The 15,872-nt window shown below is 72.7% G+C and carries 16 protein-coding genes; 9 read left to right on the plus strand and 7 right to left on the minus strand.

Annotation, left to right across the window (positions count from 1 at the left end; all coding sequences use genetic code 11):
* Positions 1-4: 4 nt before the first annotated feature.
* Positions 5-1,735: a thiamine pyrophosphate-binding protein gene (locus OG494_RS14185; protein WP_328455755.1), complete on the minus strand. Its 1,731-nt coding sequence runs from the start codon at positions 1,733-1,735 to the stop codon at positions 5-7.
* Between the two features lie 322 nt (positions 1,736-2,057).
* On the opposite strand from OG494_RS14185, the gene sucC reads away from it, so the two are divergent.
* The 6 genes from sucC to OG494_RS14215 all read left to right on the plus strand — a co-directional run bounded on the left by sucC (position 2,058) and on the right by OG494_RS14215 (position 7,583).
* Complete coding sequence (sucC, locus tag OG494_RS14190; protein WP_328455757.1) at positions 2,058-3,203, plus strand: ADP-forming succinate--CoA ligase subunit beta; 1,146 nt, start codon at positions 2,058-2,060, stop codon at positions 3,201-3,203.
* A 3-nt stretch (positions 3,204-3,206) separates the two neighbouring features.
* Positions 3,207-4,088 carry a succinate--CoA ligase subunit alpha gene (gene sucD, locus OG494_RS14195; RefSeq protein ID WP_328455758.1) on the plus strand — a complete coding sequence of 294 codons (882 nt, stop codon included), beginning with the start codon at positions 3,207-3,209 and terminating at the stop codon, positions 4,086-4,088.
* Positions 4,088-4,567, plus strand: coding sequence for a beta-class carbonic anhydrase (locus tag OG494_RS14200; protein ID WP_328455760.1), 480 nt, complete (start codon positions 4,088-4,090; stop codon positions 4,565-4,567). Before sucD ends, OG494_RS14200 begins: the two co-directional genes overlap by 1 nt.
* On the plus strand, positions 4,567-5,382 hold the full coding sequence (locus tag OG494_RS14205; RefSeq protein ID WP_328455762.1) for a LysR family transcriptional regulator: 816 nt from the start codon (positions 4,567-4,569) through the stop codon (positions 5,380-5,382). The genes OG494_RS14200 and OG494_RS14205 overlap by 1 nt, the downstream gene beginning before the upstream one ends.
* Positions 5,383-5,386: 4 nt before the next feature.
* Positions 5,387-6,322, plus strand: a complete 936-nt coding sequence (locus OG494_RS14210; protein WP_328455764.1) for a LysR family transcriptional regulator — start codon at positions 5,387-5,389, stop codon at positions 6,320-6,322.
* A gap of 103 nt (positions 6,323-6,425) precedes the next feature.
* Positions 6,426-7,583 (plus strand): NAD-dependent formate dehydrogenase, encoded by a 1,158-nt coding sequence (locus OG494_RS14215; RefSeq protein WP_328455766.1) that lies wholly within the window; start codon positions 6,426-6,428, stop codon positions 7,581-7,583.
* A 40-nt stretch (positions 7,584-7,623) separates the two neighbouring features.
* On the opposite strand, the gene OG494_RS14220 is transcribed toward OG494_RS14215, so the two are convergent.
* Together OG494_RS14220 and OG494_RS14225 are read right to left on the minus strand one after the other, a co-directional pair.
* On the minus strand, positions 7,624-8,919 hold the full coding sequence (locus OG494_RS14220) for an MFS transporter (RefSeq protein ID WP_328455767.1): 1,296 nt from the start codon (positions 8,917-8,919) through the stop codon (positions 7,624-7,626).
* 911 nt (positions 8,920-9,830) lie between these two features.
* Positions 9,831-10,241 (minus strand): histone-like nucleoid-structuring protein Lsr2, encoded by a 411-nt coding sequence (locus tag OG494_RS14225; RefSeq protein ID WP_328455768.1) that lies wholly within the window; start codon positions 10,239-10,241, stop codon positions 9,831-9,833.
* 208 nt (positions 10,242-10,449) lie between these two features.
* On the opposite strand from OG494_RS14225, the gene OG494_RS14230 reads away from it, so the two are divergent.
* A complete protein-coding gene (locus OG494_RS14230; protein ID WP_328458939.1) occupies positions 10,450-11,337 on the plus strand; it encodes a class I SAM-dependent methyltransferase in 888 nt (295 codons plus the stop codon).
* Between the two features lie 32 nt (positions 11,338-11,369).
* On the opposite strand, the gene dinB is transcribed toward OG494_RS14230, so the two are convergent.
* Positions 11,370-12,560 carry a DNA polymerase IV gene (dinB, locus tag OG494_RS14235; protein WP_328455770.1) on the minus strand — a complete coding sequence of 397 codons (1,191 nt, stop codon included), beginning with the start codon at positions 12,558-12,560 and terminating at the stop codon, positions 11,370-11,372.
* 155 nt (positions 12,561-12,715) lie between these two features.
* Here dinB and OG494_RS14240 point away from each other — a divergent pair, with 155 nt between their 5' ends.
* Entirely contained in the window at positions 12,716-13,135 is a 420-nt protein-coding gene (locus tag OG494_RS14240; protein WP_328455772.1) for a hypothetical protein, read from the plus strand.
* Positions 13,136-13,224: 89 nt separating this feature from the next.
* Positions 13,225-13,737, plus strand: coding sequence for a 2'-5' RNA ligase family protein (locus OG494_RS14245; protein WP_328455774.1), 513 nt, complete (start codon positions 13,225-13,227; stop codon positions 13,735-13,737).
* Position 13,738: 1 nt separating this feature from the next.
* Here OG494_RS14245 and OG494_RS14250 read toward each other — a convergent pair whose 3' ends face one another.
* From OG494_RS14250 to OG494_RS14260, 3 genes are read right to left on the minus strand one after another with little or no spacing between them, the layout of a single operon-like run.
* Complete coding sequence (locus OG494_RS14250; protein ID WP_328455776.1) at positions 13,739-14,794, minus strand: hypothetical protein; 1,056 nt, start codon at positions 14,792-14,794, stop codon at positions 13,739-13,741.
* 9 nt (positions 14,795-14,803) lie between these two features.
* Positions 14,804-15,382, minus strand: coding sequence for a hypothetical protein (locus OG494_RS14255; RefSeq protein WP_328455778.1), 579 nt, complete (start codon positions 15,380-15,382; stop codon positions 14,804-14,806).
* A gap of 39 nt (positions 15,383-15,421) precedes the next feature.
* Entirely contained in the window at positions 15,422-15,856 is a 435-nt protein-coding gene (locus OG494_RS14260) for an XRE family transcriptional regulator (RefSeq protein WP_328455780.1), read from the minus strand.
* Positions 15,857-15,872: the final 16 nt, after the last annotated feature.

Here is a 15,872-nt window from a genome sequence, read left to right on the forward strand (position 1 = left end):
CCGCTCACTTGTACATGGTCTGGTTCATGGTTCCGGGGGCGTACACGTCCGGGTCGACCCAGACGTTGATCAGCGAAGGCTTGCCCGATTCGCGGGCCCGCTGCAGCGCCGGCGCGATGTCGGCCGGGTCGCGGACCTCTTCGCCGTGGCCGCCGAGCATCCGGGCGAACTCGTCGTACCGGACGTCGCCGAGGGTGTTGCCGACGCGTTCGCGCGGGAGGCCGTACTTCGCGGCCTGGCCGTAGCGGATCTGGTTCATCGACGAGTTGTTGCCGACGATCCCGACGAACGGCAGGTCGAAGCGCACGAGCGTCTCGAAGTCCCAGCCGGTGAGGCTGAACGCGCCGTCGCCGAACAGGGCGACGACCTCCTTGTCGGGCCGGGCGTGCTTGGCGGCCAGCACGAACGGGATGCCGACGCCGAGTGTCCCGAGTGGACCGGGGTCCATCCAGTGGCCGGGCGACTTGGGCTGGACGACCTGGCCGGAGAAGGTGACGATGTCGCCGCCGTCGCCGATGTAGATCGAGTCCTCGGTGAGGAACTCGTTGATCTCGTGCACGAGGCGGTACGGGTGGATCGGCGCCGCGTCGGAGTGCTGCAACGGCAGCCGCTTCTGCTTCGCCTTCTCCTCCACCGCCTGGAGTTCCTCGAGCCAGACCTTGCGCCCGACCGAGCCGTTGTCGTTGCGGCCCGACGCGGCCTCGGCGACCGCGGCCAGCACCTGGCCGGCGTCGCCGACGATGCCGAGGTCGATGTCCCGGTTCTTGCCGACGGTGCGGTAGTCCAGGTCGATCTGGACGACGGTGGCGTCCGGGGACAACCGCTTGCCGTAGCCCATCCGGAAGTCGAACGGGGTGCCGACGATGACGATGACGTCGGCGTTGTCGAAGGCGTACCGGCGCGAAAGCTGGAAGTGGTACGGGTCGCCCGGCGGCAGCGTGCCGCGGCCGGCACCGTTCATGTACGCCGGGATGTTCAGCGTGCGCACGAGGTCCACGGCGGGTTCGGTCGCGCGGGTCGTCCACACCTGGCTGCCGAGCAGGATCGCCGGCTTCTTGGCGTGCACCAGCAGGTCGGCCAGCTTTTCGATGTCGGCGGGGTCGCCCGCGTTGCGCGTGGACGCCCGGTAGCGGCCGGATTCGGGGATGCGCGCTTGGGACAGCGGCACCCGCGCGTCGAGGACGTCACGCGGGATCTCCAGGAACGACGGCCCGGGTGCGCCGGCGTAGGCCTCGCGGAACGCCATCGACACCAGGTCGGCGACGCGGGCGGTGTGCGGCACGGTGGCGGCGAACTTGGTGATCGGCGTCATCATGTCCACGTGCGGGAGGTCCTGCAGGGACCCCATCTTGTGCTGGGTGAGCGCGCCCTGGCCGCCGATGAGCAGCATCGGGCTCTCCGCGCGCAGGGCGTTGGCGACGCCGGTGACCGCGTCGGTCGTGCCGGGTCCTGCGGTGACGACCGCGCAGCCGGGCTTGCCGGTGATCCGCGCGTAGCCGTCGGCCGCGTGGGCGGCGACCTGTTCGTGCCGGACGTCGATGACCTTGATGCCCTCGTCGACGCAGCCGTCGTAGATGTCGATGATGTGGCCGCCGCAGAGGGTGAAGATGGTGTCGACGCCTTCGGCCTTGAGGGCTTTGGCCACCAGGTGCCCGCCCGAGATCTCCGCCGGCGCGGGTTCGGCGCCGTTCGTGGCCTGGGCGCTTTCCCCCGCGGTGGTGCCTGTGGTTGTCATTCGCTCGACTCCTCTGGTCCACGCCGGGTCTCTCTGGCCCGGCGGTCGCTCGTCGCCGCTCCCCTGTCCGGTCCTTCGGGGGTTCCGGGTGGCGGAGCCCCCGGCCCGGGCCGAAGGTCCGGTTGTTACAGCCGAGGTCAGCGGCCTCTTCGCGGCAGACTGTAGATTGCATACCGTATGGGGTAGGCATATAGTCGCCCTTCAAGCAGCCCGTGTCCAGGCCCATCCGCAGGGTTTTTCCCCAGCCCGAAGGGGTGCGATCGCCTGCCCGGACACGGCGGACCTCCTTGCCCTGCACCGCCGCGGAAAGGACGCCCCCCGCATGGACCTCTTCGAACACGAAGCCCGAGACCTCTTCGAGAAACACGGCGTACCCGTCCCCCGCGGCCGCGTCGCCGCCGCTCCCGCCGCCGCCCGCGACGCCGCCGTGGCGCTCGGTGGGCCGGTGGTGGTCAAGGCCCAGGTGAAGACCGGCGGCCGGGGCAAGGCCGGCGGCGTCCGCGTCGTGCGCACGGCCGACGACGCCGAGCAGGCCGCCGACGACATCCTCGGCATGGACATCAAGGGGCACACCGTGCACCGGGTGCTCGTCACCGAGGCGAGCGAGATCGCCGAGGAGTACTACGTCTCCTTCCTGCTCGACCGCGCCGGCCGCACGTTCCTGGCCATGGCGTCGACCGAAGGCGGCATGGACATCGAGGAGGTCGCCGCGACGAAACCCGAAGCGCTGCTGCGGGTTCCGGTGCACGCCCAGCACGGAGTGGACGCCGCCGCGGTTGCCGCGGCATTCCCCGCCGACGTCCGGGAGGAGGCCGCGGAAGTCGTCCGGAAGCTGTGGGACGTCTTCGTCGCCGAGGACGCCACGCTGGTCGAGGTCAATCCCCTCGCTCGCACGACGGCCGGGATCGTCGCCCTCGACGGCAAGATCACCCTCGACGACAACGCGGGCTTCCGCCGCTCGGCGTCGTTCGACGATCCCCACGACGGCGATCCGCTCGAGCGGGCAGCGCGAGAGAAGGGCCTCAACTACGTCAAGCTGGACGGCGACATCGGCGTGATCGGCAACGGCGCCGGGCTCGTCATGTCCACTTTGGACGTCGTCGCCGCGGCCGCGACCGCGGCCGGCGCGCGTGGGCCGGCGAACTTCCTCGACATCGGCGGCGGCGCGTCGGCCGAGGTGATGGTGGCCGGGCTGAGCGTGATTCTCGGCGATCCGCAGGTGCGCAGCGTGTTCGTCAACGTCTTCGGCGGCATCACCGCCTGCGACGCCGTGGCGACCGGGATCGTGCGCTCCCTGGAAGTGCTCGGCGAGCGGGCCACGAAACCGCTGGTCGTGCGGCTCGACGGCAACAACGTGGCCGAGGGCAGGCGGATCCTCGAACTGGCCGCGCACCCGCTGGTCACCGTGGTGGCCACCATGGACGACGCCGCCCGCGAGGCGGCGAAACTCGCGATCGCGGAGGTCTGACCTGTGGCCATCTTCCTGGACGAGAACAGCCGGATCGTCGTTTCCGGCATCACCGGCACCGAGGGCGCGAAGCACACCGCGCGGATGCTCGCCGCCGGGACGAACGTCGTCGGCGGGGTCAACCCGCGCAAAGCCGGCCAGCATGTCGAGATCGCCTCCGCGAAGCTGCCGGTGTTCGGCAGCGTCGCCGAGTCGATGGCCGCGACCGGCGCCGACGTCTGTGTGCAGTTCGTGCCGCCGCCGTTCGTCGAGGACGCCGTCGTCGAAGCCGTCGACGCCGGGATCGGCCTGGCGGTGGTGATCACCGAAGGCGTCCCCGTGCACGACACCGCGCGGCTGTGGGCGCACGCCGCCGCCGCGGGCGGGCGGACGCGGATCATCGGGCCGAACTGCCCCGGCGTCATCTCCCCCGGCAAGTCCAACGCCGGGATCATCCCCGCCGACATCACCGGCCCGGGGCGGATCGGGCTCGTCTCGAAGTCCGGCACGCTGACCTACCAGCTCATGCACGAACTGCGCGACATCGGGTTCTCCACCTGTGTCGGGATCGGCGGCGACCCGATCATCGGGACGACGCACATCGACGCCGTCGAGGCGTTCGAGAAGGACCCGGAGACCGACCTGATCGTGCTGATCGGCGAGATCGGCGGCGACGCCGAGGAGCGGGCCGCGGACTTCGTGCGCGCCAACGTGTCCAAGCCGGTCGTCGGTTACGTCGCCGGGTTCACCGCGCCCGAGGGCAAGACCATGGGCCACGCGGGCGCGATCGTCTCCGGCTCGTCCGGAACCGCGGAAGCGAAGAAGACGGCGTTGGAAGCGGCCGGGATCCGCGTCGGCCGGACGCCGAGCGAGACCGCGGCCCTCGCCCGTGAGCTGCTCGGCTGATGGCCGTCACCGACTCGCTCGTGCGGCACGCGCGTGCCCGCGGCCCGGCTTCCGGCCCGAAACGGCCGCGGCTGCGGGTTGCCGTGCTGGCCTGCATGGACGCCCGGATCAGCGTCCACCGGCTGCTCGGGCTCCGGGAAGGGGACGCGCACGTCATCCGCAACGCCGGTGGCGCCGTCACCGACGACGCGATCCGCTCGCTGACGGTCAGCCAGCACCTGCTCGGCACCCGCGAGATCGTGCTGCTGCACCACCACGACTGCGGGATGCGGACGTTCACCGACACGGAGTTCGCGCGGCAGCTGGAAGAGCGCACCGGGATCCGGCCGGGCTGGGCCGCGGAGACGTTCACCGACCCGGCCCAGGACGTCCGGCAGTGCATCGCGCGGCTGCGGGCCGGCCCGTTCCCGCCGCACACCGGCGAGGTGCGCGGGTTCGTCCTCGACGAGCGGACCGGCGCGCTGGACGAGGTGACGTGATGGACCTGCGCCAGCTCGCGGTCGTGGTGGCGGTCGCCGAGGAAGGTGGTTTCACCGCGGCCGCGCTGCGGCTGCACACCGTCCAGTCGACGGTGTCCACGGTCGTCCGGGCGCTGGAACGTGACCTCGGCACGCCGCTGTTCCACCGCACCACGCACCGGGTGGCGCTGACGCCCGCCGGCGAGGCCTTCGTGCCCGCCGCGCGGGCGGCCCTCGTAGCGGTGGAACGGGCCCGGGCGGCGATCTCCCCGGTGCACGGCCGGGTCCGGCTCGGGCTCGTCCCGGGCCTGCTCACCGACGTGCACCGGGTGCTCGCCGGCCTGCGGGACGCGCACCCGGGGCTGGCCGTCGAGGTCCGCCAGCTGGGCCGCGACGAGCCGGCCCACGCCGTCGCGGAGTCCACAGTGGACATCGCTGTGAGCGTGCCGGACCCCGGCGACCCGGCCGCGCCGCCCGGCACACCACTGGCCGGCGAAGAGCTGGTCCTGGTGACGGCTCCGGGCGGGTCGCGTTCGGCGCCGGCCGACCTGTCGGGGCTGGCGCTGGTGGACTTCCCGCGGGGCTGGGCGATCCGGGACGCCGTCGACCGCGCGTTCACCGGCCGCCGGGTCGCCCTCGAGGTCGACGACCTCACCGCCGCGGCCGGGCTCGTCCGCGGCGGGCTGGCGGCGTGTGTCCTCCCGGCCTCGGCGGCGGCGCGGTTCCCCGATCTGACGGTACGGCGGTTCGCGACGTCGCCGCTCTGGCAGCTCGCCGCGATCCACCGGGAGGACCCGCCGGCCGCCGTCGCCGCGGTGCTCGCTCACCTGGGCTGAACCCATGCTGCTGCGCCAGCTCGAATACCTCGTCGCGCTGGCCCGCGAGGGACACTTCGCCCGGGCCGCGCAGGCGTGCCACGTGTCCCAGCCGTCGCTCTCGGCCGGGATCCGGAAGCTCGAACGCGAGCTCGGCACCCAGGTCGTCCAGCGCGGCGCGCGCTATGCCGGGTTGACGCCCGAAGGCGAGCGCGTCCTGCTGTGGGCGCAGCGGATCCTGGCCGAGCGCGACGCGCTGAACGAAGATCTCTCGGCGATGCGCGACAGTCTCTCGGGGGTGCTGCGCGTCGGCGCCATCCCGACCGCGCTCACCGCCATGTCGATGCTCACCGCACCCTTCTGCGAGCGGCACCCGCACGCCCGGGTGACGCTGGAATCGTTGTCCTCGGACGAGATCGCCCGCCGGCTGACCGCGTTCGAGCTCGACGCCGGACTGACCTATGTGGACGAAGAGACGCCGCACGGGCTCCGGTGCGTCCCGCTCTACGAGGAGCGGTACCTGCTGCTGACGCCGTCCGACGGCGAGCTGGCCGGGCGCCGGCTGGTGCGCTGGGCCGAGGTCGCCACGCTACCGCTGTGCCTGCTCATGCCGCACATGCGCAACCGCCGCGTGCTCGACGCGCTGTTCGCCGAGGCCGGCGCCACCGTCGTGCCGGCGATCGAGACGGACACCGTCTCCGCGCTCTACTCCCACGTCGCCACGCACCACTGGTCCAGCGTCATCTCCCACGCGTGGCTGCACCTGTTCGGCGTGCCGCCGGGCATGCGCGTGGTGCCGCTCGAAACGCCGTCGCGGTCGCACCGGATCGGGCTGGTGGTGACGGCGGGCTCGCCCGAGCCGATCCTCGCCCGCGCGCTGCTCGAAGTCGTGCGCGGTGTCGACGTCCGCGGCACCCTCGACGCGTTGTTGCACCGGCACCTCGCCGAGCAGGCCCGATAGCCGGTGCCTATCCCGGGATAGAAACCTTCACGTTGACCCGCTCGTGTGCGCGGAGGACGGTGAAAGTACTTGTCCCGCAACGGAAACATTGGAGTGTGACGCCGTGGCAAAGGTGCTGTGCGTGCTCTACGACGACCCGGTGGACGGCTACCCGAAGACCTACCCGCGCGACGACCTGCCGCGCCTGGACGGCTACCCCGGCGGCCAGACCCTGCCCACCCCGCAGGGTGTCGACTTCACGCCGGGACAGCTCCTCGGCAGCGTCTCCGGCGAGCTGGGGTTGCGGAAGTTCCTGGAGGCACAGGGACACACGCTCGTCGTCACCTCCGACAAGGACGGCGACGACTCGGAGTTCGACCGCGAGCTCGCCGACGCCGAGATCGTGATCTCCCAGCCGTTCTGGCCCGCTTACCTCACCGCCGAGCGGATCGCGCGGGCGCCGAAGCTGAAGCTGGCCGTCACCGCTGGGATCGGCTCGGACCACGTCGACCTCGACGCGGCCATCGCCCACGGCGTCACGGTCGCCGAGGTCACCTACTGCAACAGCATCAGCGTGGCCGAGCACGTCGTGATGATGATCCTCTCGCAGGTGCGCAACTACCTGCCGTCGCACCAGGTCGTACTGGACGGCGGCTGGAACATCGCCGACTGCGTCGCACGCTCCTACGACGTCGAGGGCATGCACATCGGCACGGTCGCGGCCGGGCGGATCGGCACCGCCGTGCTGCGGCGGCTGGCGCCGTTCGACGTCCACCTGCACTACACCGACCGGCACCGGCTGCCGGCCGAGGTGGAGCGGGAGCTGAACCTGACCTTCCACCCGAGTGCCGCGGACCTGGTGCCGCACTGCGACGTCGTGACGATCAACGCGCCGCTGCACCCGGAGACCGAGGGCCTGTTCGGCGACGAGCTGATCGCGTCGATGAAGCGTGGCGCGTACCTGATCAACACGGCGCGGGCGAAGATCGCCGACCGCGACGCCGTGGTCCGCGCGCTCGAGAGCGGGCAGCTGGCCGGGTACGCGGGCGACGTCTGGTACCCGCAGCCCGCGCCGGCCGACCACCCGTGGCGGACGATGCCGTACCAGGGCATGACGCCGCACATCTCCGGGTCGTCGCTCTCGGCGCAGGCGCGCTACGCGGCCGGGACGCGCGAGATCCTGGAGGACCACTTCGGCGGGTCGCCGATCCGCGACGAGTACCTGATCGTCGACGGCGGCAAGCTCGCCGGCACCGGCGCGCACTCCTACTCGACGCGCTGAGCGGGTTCCGGTGGGCGGGACACGTCCCGCCCACCGGCCGCTACGCCGTGGGCAGCAACGACTTCGGCCGGCCGGGCTGGGTGAGGCGTCCGGTGAGCAGCGCCCCGGCGAGGCTCAGCACCCCGGCGACGGCGAACGCGCCCAGCAGGCCGACCGCGGCGAGCCCGACCCCGACGACCGCGCCGACGGCCTTGGCGCTGTAGAGGACACCGAAGTTCTGCAACGCCGATTCCTCGCCGAAGTACTCGCGCACCAGGCCGATCAGCAGTGTGTAGCAGCAGCCGTTGCCGAGCCCGGCCAGCGCGACACCCAGCAGCAGCCCGACGGTGTGGCGGTGTTCGCCCGAGTAGTAGAGGACGAACTGCGCGACGCCGCCGGCGAGCAGGGCCAGGCGCAGGATCCGGCGGCGGCCGAGCCGGTCGGCGAGGCGGCCGATGAGCAGGCGGCCGGACCCGGTGGCCGCGGCGAGCAGGGCCAGCGCGGCCGCGGCGAGCCCGGGACCGCTGCGCTCGGCCACGAACGTCGCCAGGTAGGCGAGATCGAACAGCAGCACGGCGGCGGCGAGCACGACCACGAGGTACAGCGCGAGGGTGGTGCCGCTGCGGAACAGCTCGGCGGGCCGGTAGTGCCGGATCGCCGGGTGCCGGTTGTGCGCCCTGTCCAGCGCCCAGGTGCGCGGCTCCGGCGTCGCGGGCCACCAGTGCCGCGGCGGGTAGCGCAGCAGGGCGCCGCACCCGGCGATCACGACGAGCACCACGGCGGCGGTCCCGTCGAGCAGCGCCGGCCGGACGTCCGGGAGCAGCGCGGCCAGCACGACGAACGGCACGCTGCCCCAGGCGAACGCGCCGCTGACGACGCCGGCGCTCGGGCCGGAGCGGTCCGGGAACCAGGCCAGCACGGCGCCGACGCAGGTGGCGTAGACGAGGCCGGTGCCGAGCCCGCCGAGCACCGAGTAGCCGAGGAACACGGTGAGCAGGCTGCCAGCGTGGCCGAGCGTGACCAGCCCGGCGGCGCACAGGACCGCGCCGAGGCCCATCGCCGCGGGGGCGGGCAGCACCCCGCGTTCGCGCAGCCACGCGGCCGGGAAGGCGATGCCGGCCTGGCAGATCGCCCAGAGCGCGAAGGTCAGGACGATCGCGCCGGACGTCCAGCCGTGCGCCCGGCTCAGCTCGGGCACGATCGCGCCGAAGCCGTACTGCTGCACGCCGGCGGCAAGCATGCCCGCCGCGGCCAGCCAGGTGATCCGGCCACGCGGCCGGCCCAGCAGCTCGAGGTCGGTCTCCCCGACCCGGTACCGCCGTCCGTAGACATCCCGGAGCTCGCGGACCTCGGACATCACGACCACCACCCGTTCGACTGCCGATTGTATGCAGTATGGAGTAGTCCGATTGTGCGCTCCGGTGGCCTGGATGTCCACAGACAGGAACCGATCGGCGGCCTGAGTGCGGATTCGGACGCTCTTGCCCGGCACGGGCGCGGGTTTCGCACGCGATTCGTTGCGGCGCAGGGATTCCGGCGGCGGCCGACAGGCCAGGCCGAGGAGGGAAGGCGGCCCGGTGGCCATCGAGGGAGGAGGCGGCCACCGGGCCAGTGCTCCGGCGCGGTACCGGCCGCGCGGAGCACTGACAGTCTGGCCAGCGGAGACCCCCTCCGACAAGCCTTTCGGCGCCTGGGAAAGTGTCAGGTTCCCTTCGATCACCGCAGGCCGGGCCGTCCCGGCGGCCGACTCGGTCACACGGAGAGAGCGGCAGACTTCGGTCCGATACGAGGGGCGGCACCCCACCGCGCCGGGCCATGTCCGACAGTGCTGTGTCGGCCGTTCCGGTCGCCGCGTCGGGCGATCCGGTCAGCACGATGGCCGTTCACGAATGGACGAGCCGCGGGCCAACGGCCACCCCGGTGACCGACAGGCCGCCCACCGGCTGAGCGGCGGGCGGGGCGCGCAACTCGGGGCGGCCACGCGGCCCGGCGCGGAGCACTCGAGCGGCGGGAGAGGCACGCATCGGAGCAAGTCAGTCGAGCACCATCGCCGCCGGGCGCCTCGGCGAGCGATCGGCTTTGCACGCCGCACAACTCAATCACCCGGCGACATAAGAGAAACAGCCGGATACCGACCAGGACGCGCGCCACCGATGGCGCTTCCCCGGTCGGCGTCCGGCTCCCGGAAGTTCGGCCGCGCTCGGGTGACCGGCGCCCCCAGGCGCCGGACCCGTTGCGCGGCAGGCGATCCGTGTCAGACGGACCGCGTCAGGCCTTCTTGCGGGTCGCGCGCTTGCGGGCCGGCTTGGCTTCGGCCGGCTCGGCCGCAGCGGCCTGGTGCTCCTCGAAACCGGCGATGATCTCGCTGGAGAGACGGCCTCGCTCGGCCACCTCGTAGCCGTTGTCCTGCGCCCACTCGCGGATCTGCCGGTTGCGCTCGCGGTCGGTGCCCGAACTCGCCGCGCCCGTCAGCGACTGCCCCGTCGCGAGCCGGACCTTGCGGCCGCCGATGCGCCGTGCGGCGCCGACGTAGCGGGCGAGCTCGTCCCGCAGCGCCGAAGCGTTCTCCTCGGAGAGGTCGATCTCGAAGCTCACCCCGTCGAGGGCGAAGGGGACGGTCTGGTTCGCCTCGCTCCCGTCGAGATCGTCCACCATCTCGACGTGCACCCGTTGCGCCATGGTTCGTCGTTCCTCATCTTCTCCAGAACACGGTCGGACAGACCCTAACCTGTCGAATCCCGTCCGGCACGCGGGGCGTCCACAATGGCCGCCCGGACCCCGGGACCGCCCGTGTACAGACGTGATCGCAACCTAGTCGGAATGGGCCTGATCTTGTAGAAATTCGGTTTTCGTGATATGCTCGAAATCAAATCGGTACCGTTGCGGGATGACTTCGCCCGATTCTCCCGTCAATGCGCCCGGCGTCAGCCGCACAGCGTTCACCGCGGCCGCCGCGCGAGCCGCACATTTGCTGGTCGACGCCGCACCGCCGCTCTTCTCGGACCCGCTCGCGGCGCCGTTGCTCGGCGCCCGCGCCGAAGAACTGCTGGCGTATCACCGGCTCCACGGTACCCACCCGATCCTCGCCGGCGCGCGAGCCGAGGCCGTCTGCCGCAGCCGGTTCACCGAAGAACGTCTCCTGCGCGTCAATTCCGGTATAGACCAGTATGTGATTCTCGGCGCCGGACTCGATTCCTTCGCCTATCGGACACCGCCCGGCCGGTTCCGCGTGTTCGAAGTCGACCGGCCCGCGACGCAGGCCGCCAAACGGGAACTCCTGGACGCAGCCGGCATCGCCGTGCCGGCTTCGGTGATCTTCGTCGCGGTCGACTTCGAAACCGATGCGCTCCGCGACCGGCTCGTCCAGAGTGGACTCGACCCGCGCCGTCCCGTGTTCGTCAGCTGGCTCGGAGTCACCATGTACCTGACCCGGGCGGCGATTCTGGCCACGTTGACGGTTCTCGGCGGTTTCGCCCCCGGCTCGGAAATCGTGGCCGACCACCTGCTCCCCGCGGAACTGCGCGACGCGGCCGGAAACGCCTACGCCGAAGCCGTCGCGCCGATGGCCGCCGAAGAGGGTGAGCCGTGGCACACCTTCCTCTCCCCCGCCGCCATGGCGGAGCTCCTGCGCGGCAACGGTTTCGAAGTGGTCGAACAGGCCGCTCAGCACGAGTGCGCCGGTTCGGGGGCCTGGAATCGCGACGACGCCCTGAAGCCGAGCCGGCTTTCCCACCTGACGCACGCGCGCATTCCCCTGTCGCGACGGGAAAGCTGAACACTTTCCCGTCGCGACGTCGATCTTCTCTGTCAATCGGGCAGTAGCGGCATCTCCGGCTCGTCCGGACGGCCCAGCAGCACGGCGCGGGTGACCGACGCCTTCCCGAAGCGGTCCCGCACCGAGTCGAGCGCCGAGTCCAGCTGGGTGGCCCGCCGGCGCTCGAACGGGAGGGCCAGCTGGACGTGGTCGTCGTCGGTCAGGTTGGACAGCGACGCGCCGAGCAGCGTGATCCCGCGGTCGGCGATCAGCGGCAGCGCGGCCTCGAGGAGCTCGCGCGCGGCCGCGAGCAGCCGGCCGGTGCCCTCGGTCGGCTCGTTCAGCGTGCACGAGCGCGTCGCCCGGGTGAAGTCGGCGAAACGCAGGCGGAGGGTCACCGTGCGGCAGATGCGGTGGGCCGCGCGCAGCCGCCGGGCGATGCGGTCGATCAGGGCCACGAGGACGACGTCCAGCTCGGCCGGGGTCCGCCGGCCGCGGCCGAGGGCCCGCTGCGCACCGATCGAACGGCGCCGCACCCCCGTCTCGACGAGGCGGGGGTCGCGGTTGTGCGCCAGCTCGTGCAGGTGCCGCCCGGCGCCCCGGCCCAGCAGGCCGGCGAGGTCCACCGGTTCGGAGGCGGCCAGCTGGCCCACGGTGACGATGCCCCGGGCCCGCAGCTTCTCCTCGGTCACCTTCCCGACGCCCCACAGCGCGCCGACCGGGAGCGGGTGCAGGAACTCCATCTCCGCGTCGTGCGGCACGACGAGCAGGCCGTCCGGCTTCGCCACCCGGCTGGCGACCTTGGCGAGGAACTTCGTCCGCGCGACGCCGACGGTGATCGGCAGCCCGGCCCGCTCGGCGACCGCCTGCCGCAGCCGCTGGGCGACGGCGCTCGGCCGTCCGGCGATCCTGGCCAATCCGCCGACGTCGAGGAAGGCTTCGTCGATCGAAATCCCTTCCACCAGCGGCGTGGTGTCGCGGAAGACCTCGAACACCGCTTTGCTGGCGGCGGAGTAGGCGGACATCCGCGGCGGCACGACGACCGCGTGCGGGCACAGCCGCCGGGCCTGCGCGCCGCCCATCGCGGTACGCACGCCGTAGGCCTTGGCCTCGTAACTCGCGGCCAGCACCACCCCGCCGCCGACGATGACCGGGCGCCCCTTCAGCCCCGGGTCGTCGCGCTGCTCGACCGACGCGTAGAAGGAGTCGAGGTCGGCGTGGAGGATGGGGCCCTCGGCGGTCATAGAACATATGTTCGCATACCCGCGCGCCGAAATCCGCCCGTCCGTCCGCCGCCACCGTTGTGCCGCTGGCCGAAACCGGGCGTTTTCCCGGTTGTCCGCGGCGCGTGACCGCGCCCACACTCGAAGGCGTCGACCTACCGGAGCTTGGGAGCGAAATGACCGAGAAGTGCCGCTGCGGCGACCACCACGCGTGGGCCGGGCCGAGCCCGCAGGACCGGCCGGCCGCGCCGCGGCAGCCGCTGCTGGCGTCGACGCTGGCCCGCGAGGACCGGGTGGAGGACGCCGGCGGGCTCGACCCGACCGACCGGGTCACCTGCCGGACGCACCGCCGCTGGCTGCACGAATGCGTCTCGTCCCCGGTGCACGCCAACTCCGCGATCGGCTACCGCTGGTGCCGCCGGTGTGACCACCAGGCCCTGGTCGCGGTGGACGAGCTCACCGGCGAGGTCACCATCAGCTGCGGGCTCTGCGGCCACAGCCCGCGCAGCCGCGCGAACGACGAGCTGGTCGCGCTGTGCCGCCGCAGCCTCGCACTGGCCCGCGCGAGCCGGTTCCCGGAAAGCGCCGCGGCCTGACCGAGTCCCGTTCCGAGGTACCCCGCTGGTCCGCGCGCCTGTTCTGCCGCGGACGGCGGCCGGACCCGTCGCACTGCCATGATGCGAGGGTGCCCCGACCCGGAACCACCGCGCTGGTGATCCTGCTGCCCGCCGCCGAGCCCGTCCTGGCCGCGGCCCGGCGCACCGCCCCCGAACTGGTCCGCCCCGGCCTGCCCGCGCACGTCACGGCGCTGTATCCGTTCCTGCCCGCGGGCGAGGTGACCGACGAGGTCCTCGACGCCGTGCGCGACCTCGCCGCCGCCGTCGCGCCGATCGGCGTGCCGCTCACCGAACTGGTCACCGCACCGGGCTTCTCGGCGGTCCCGGTGCCCTCGCTGCAACCGATCGCCGACGCCGTCTGCGCGCGCTGGCCGGACGTCCGGCCCTACGGCGGCCGGTTCGGCCCGACACCCGCCGCTCACCTGACCGTCGCGATGGGCGGCGGCGACGCCGACCTCGAGCGGGTCGCGGCCGCGGTCCGGCCGCTGCTCCCGCTGGACGCCCGCGCGGAGGCCCTGCACCTGGTCGCCCTCGACGACGACGGCTGGGAAACGCGGCTCACCGCGCCGTTCGGCGCCTGACTCAGCCGGCGGTGCCGCTCCGGAAGGCCCGGGCGATCGCCCGCAACCGCGCGACGTCCGCGGCGAACGGTTCCGTTTCGGCGACCGGCGGCACGGTCTCCCCCGGCTCGTCCGGCAGGGCACGCACCAGCCGCGCCGCCGCCGGGGCCGCCAGCTCCGGCGTCACCCCGGCGAGGATCAGGCCGTCGTTGGTCTCGCTCATCGCCGTCAGCAGCCGCTCGCGGCGCGACGGGCCGCCCGGGTCGATGCGGACGATCTCCGGGAACCGGCGGGTGAGGTGCGCGCGCAGCGGCCGGAGCAGGCGCAGGGTCCGCGCGTCACGGCGGCCGGCCACCAGCCCCGGAACGGCCGGGATCGTCAGCCCCAGCACGATCAGCAGTACCGACACCGCCGGGAAACCGACGTCGAGCGCGCACGGCAGGGTCGAGAACGGCCCACCGCACAACGCCTTCGCCGGGTGGTCCGACTGCAGCGCCTTGATCGTCGCGACGACCTTCCCGCCGAGGTAGGCGACGGCGAACGCGGACGCCAGCAGCAGCAACGTGAGCCCGGCGCGCAGCGCGCCGCCGCTCGCGCGGATCGTCACGGCCGACACGATCCCGATGTCGATCACCGCGAACCCGAGGTAGACGGTGTAGGCGAAGACGTAGACGACCAGCGTCGGGTGGGTCCGGTACAACTCGTCGAACAGGCCGACGCCGCGCGGCAGGTCCGAGGTGCTGAAGAACGTCACCACCAGCACGGTCAGCGCCGCGGCCAGGGCGACGAGCCGGGTGCGCCGGCCGCGGTCCCGGGTGCCGCTGATCTCCGCGACGGTCAGCCCGATCCCGTACGCGGCCACCATCGTCGCGAGGTTCGAGAGCAGCCGCCCGAGGCTCGGGTACAGCTCGCTCTCCACCACCTGGGCGCGGTTGGACAGGAAGCAGAACGCCGCGCCGAGCGCGATGAGCGAAACGGCCAGCCCGGTGCCCGCGCCGGTCCGCCGCGCCCGCACGGCGCGCCAGATCCCGGCCACCAGTGCGAAGAACCCGACCCCGAGGAACAGAATGTCGATCACGGGACAGGACTATCCCAGCAACGCCGCCAGCCGCCGGGCCTGGTCCGCCGCACGGCCGGACGCACCCGGCTGCACGGCGGGTGGTTCGCTCGTCGCGGCGCTCATCAGCAGCACGGCGATCAGCTCGGCCTCGTACTCGTCCCGGCCGTTCGTCACGCGCGTGAGCAGGTGCGACAACGCCTGGGGCGCCAGATCCGGGGCGAGCTCGGCCGCCTCGGACTCCGCCAGCAGGCAGCTGCCGGTGTGCGCGCACAGCATGTGGGCGAGCTCGTGGGCGATGATGTGGTCCTGGTGCAGCGCCGAGGTGTGCTCGGAGTAGGCGATCAGGTCGTAGTCCGGGCGGGCCTGCCAGGCGCCGGACGGCTGGCCGGGGCGGTAGGCCACCGGTACGAGGTCGATCTCCCGGCCGCGCCACGCTTCGAGGCCGTCGACCCAGCGGTTCATCGACCACGGCCGCGGCAGCGGGACGGCGGTGAGCACCGCCCGCACCCGGGCGCGGGCCCCGGCTCGGAGCGGCGTCAGGCCGTGCGCGTCGATGGGCCCTCCCCGCTGAGCGGGCGCCAGCCGGGTGCACCGGGGCGCGATCACGGACGACGTCATCGTAGCCGACCGGTCACCGCGCGCACGTCACTCCGGCTTCCGGCGCCGGCCCTCGCGGCGGCGGGTCTCGTCGTAGCTGCCGAGCTGGTCGATCAGGGCGGTCACGGTCTCGCGGTCCCGCGGCGAAAGCTGCATCGCCCGCTGCGCCATCTTCCGGGCCTCGCCGTCGCGCCACGCCACGACGTCCTCGACCTGCCGGTCGACCTGGCCGGCGACCTCGTCGTCGAAGAAGTAGGTCACCGGCACGCCGAAGAACTGGGCCAGCGCCTGGATGTGGGACCGCTTGGGGTCCTTGCGCGCGCCGACGGCGAGCTGCTGCACGTGGGTCGCCGACATCGTGACGCCGGTCTGCTCCGCGACGCCGTGCGCGATCTCCCGGTAGGAGTACGGCTTGCGATCCGGCGGGTGCACGGTCGCGATCAAGTGCGCCAGCCGTTCGGCGAAACTGCGCTCCTCGCTCACCGCACACCACCCTCGA

It is taken from the genome of Amycolatopsis sp. NBC_00438 (genome assembly GCF_036026695.1).
Taxonomy (GTDB): Bacteria; Actinomycetota; Actinomycetes; order Mycobacteriales; family Pseudonocardiaceae; genus Amycolatopsis.

Coding starts and splice junctions, on each gene's coding strand:
- OG494_RS14240 (WP_328455772.1), top strand. CDS start 12,716: ATGACCGAGAAGTGCCGCTGCGGCGACCACCACGCGTGGGCCGGGCCG.
- OG494_RS14185 (WP_328455755.1), bottom strand. CDS start 1,735: ATGACAACCACAGGCACCACCGCGGGGGAAAGCGCCCAGGCCACGAAC.
- sucC (WP_328455757.1), top strand. CDS start 2,058: ATGGACCTCTTCGAACACGAAGCCCGAGACCTCTTCGAGAAACACGGC.
- OG494_RS14205 (WP_328455762.1), top strand. CDS start 4,567: ATGGACCTGCGCCAGCTCGCGGTCGTGGTGGCGGTCGCCGAGGAAGGT.
- OG494_RS14210 (WP_328455764.1), top strand. CDS start 5,387: ATGCTGCTGCGCCAGCTCGAATACCTCGTCGCGCTGGCCCGCGAGGGA.
- OG494_RS14220 (WP_328455767.1), bottom strand. CDS start 8,919: ATGTCCGAGGTCCGCGAGCTCCGGGATGTCTACGGACGGCGGTACCGG.
- OG494_RS14200 (WP_328455760.1), top strand. CDS start 4,088: ATGGCCGTCACCGACTCGCTCGTGCGGCACGCGCGTGCCCGCGGCCCG.
- OG494_RS14230 (WP_328458939.1), top strand. CDS start 10,450: ATGACTTCGCCCGATTCTCCCGTCAATGCGCCCGGCGTCAGCCGCACA.
- dinB (WP_328455770.1), bottom strand. CDS start 12,560: ATGACCGCCGAGGGCCCCATCCTCCACGCCGACCTCGACTCCTTCTAC.
- OG494_RS14225 (WP_328455768.1), bottom strand. CDS start 10,241: ATGGCGCAACGGGTGCACGTCGAGATGGTGGACGATCTCGACGGGAGC.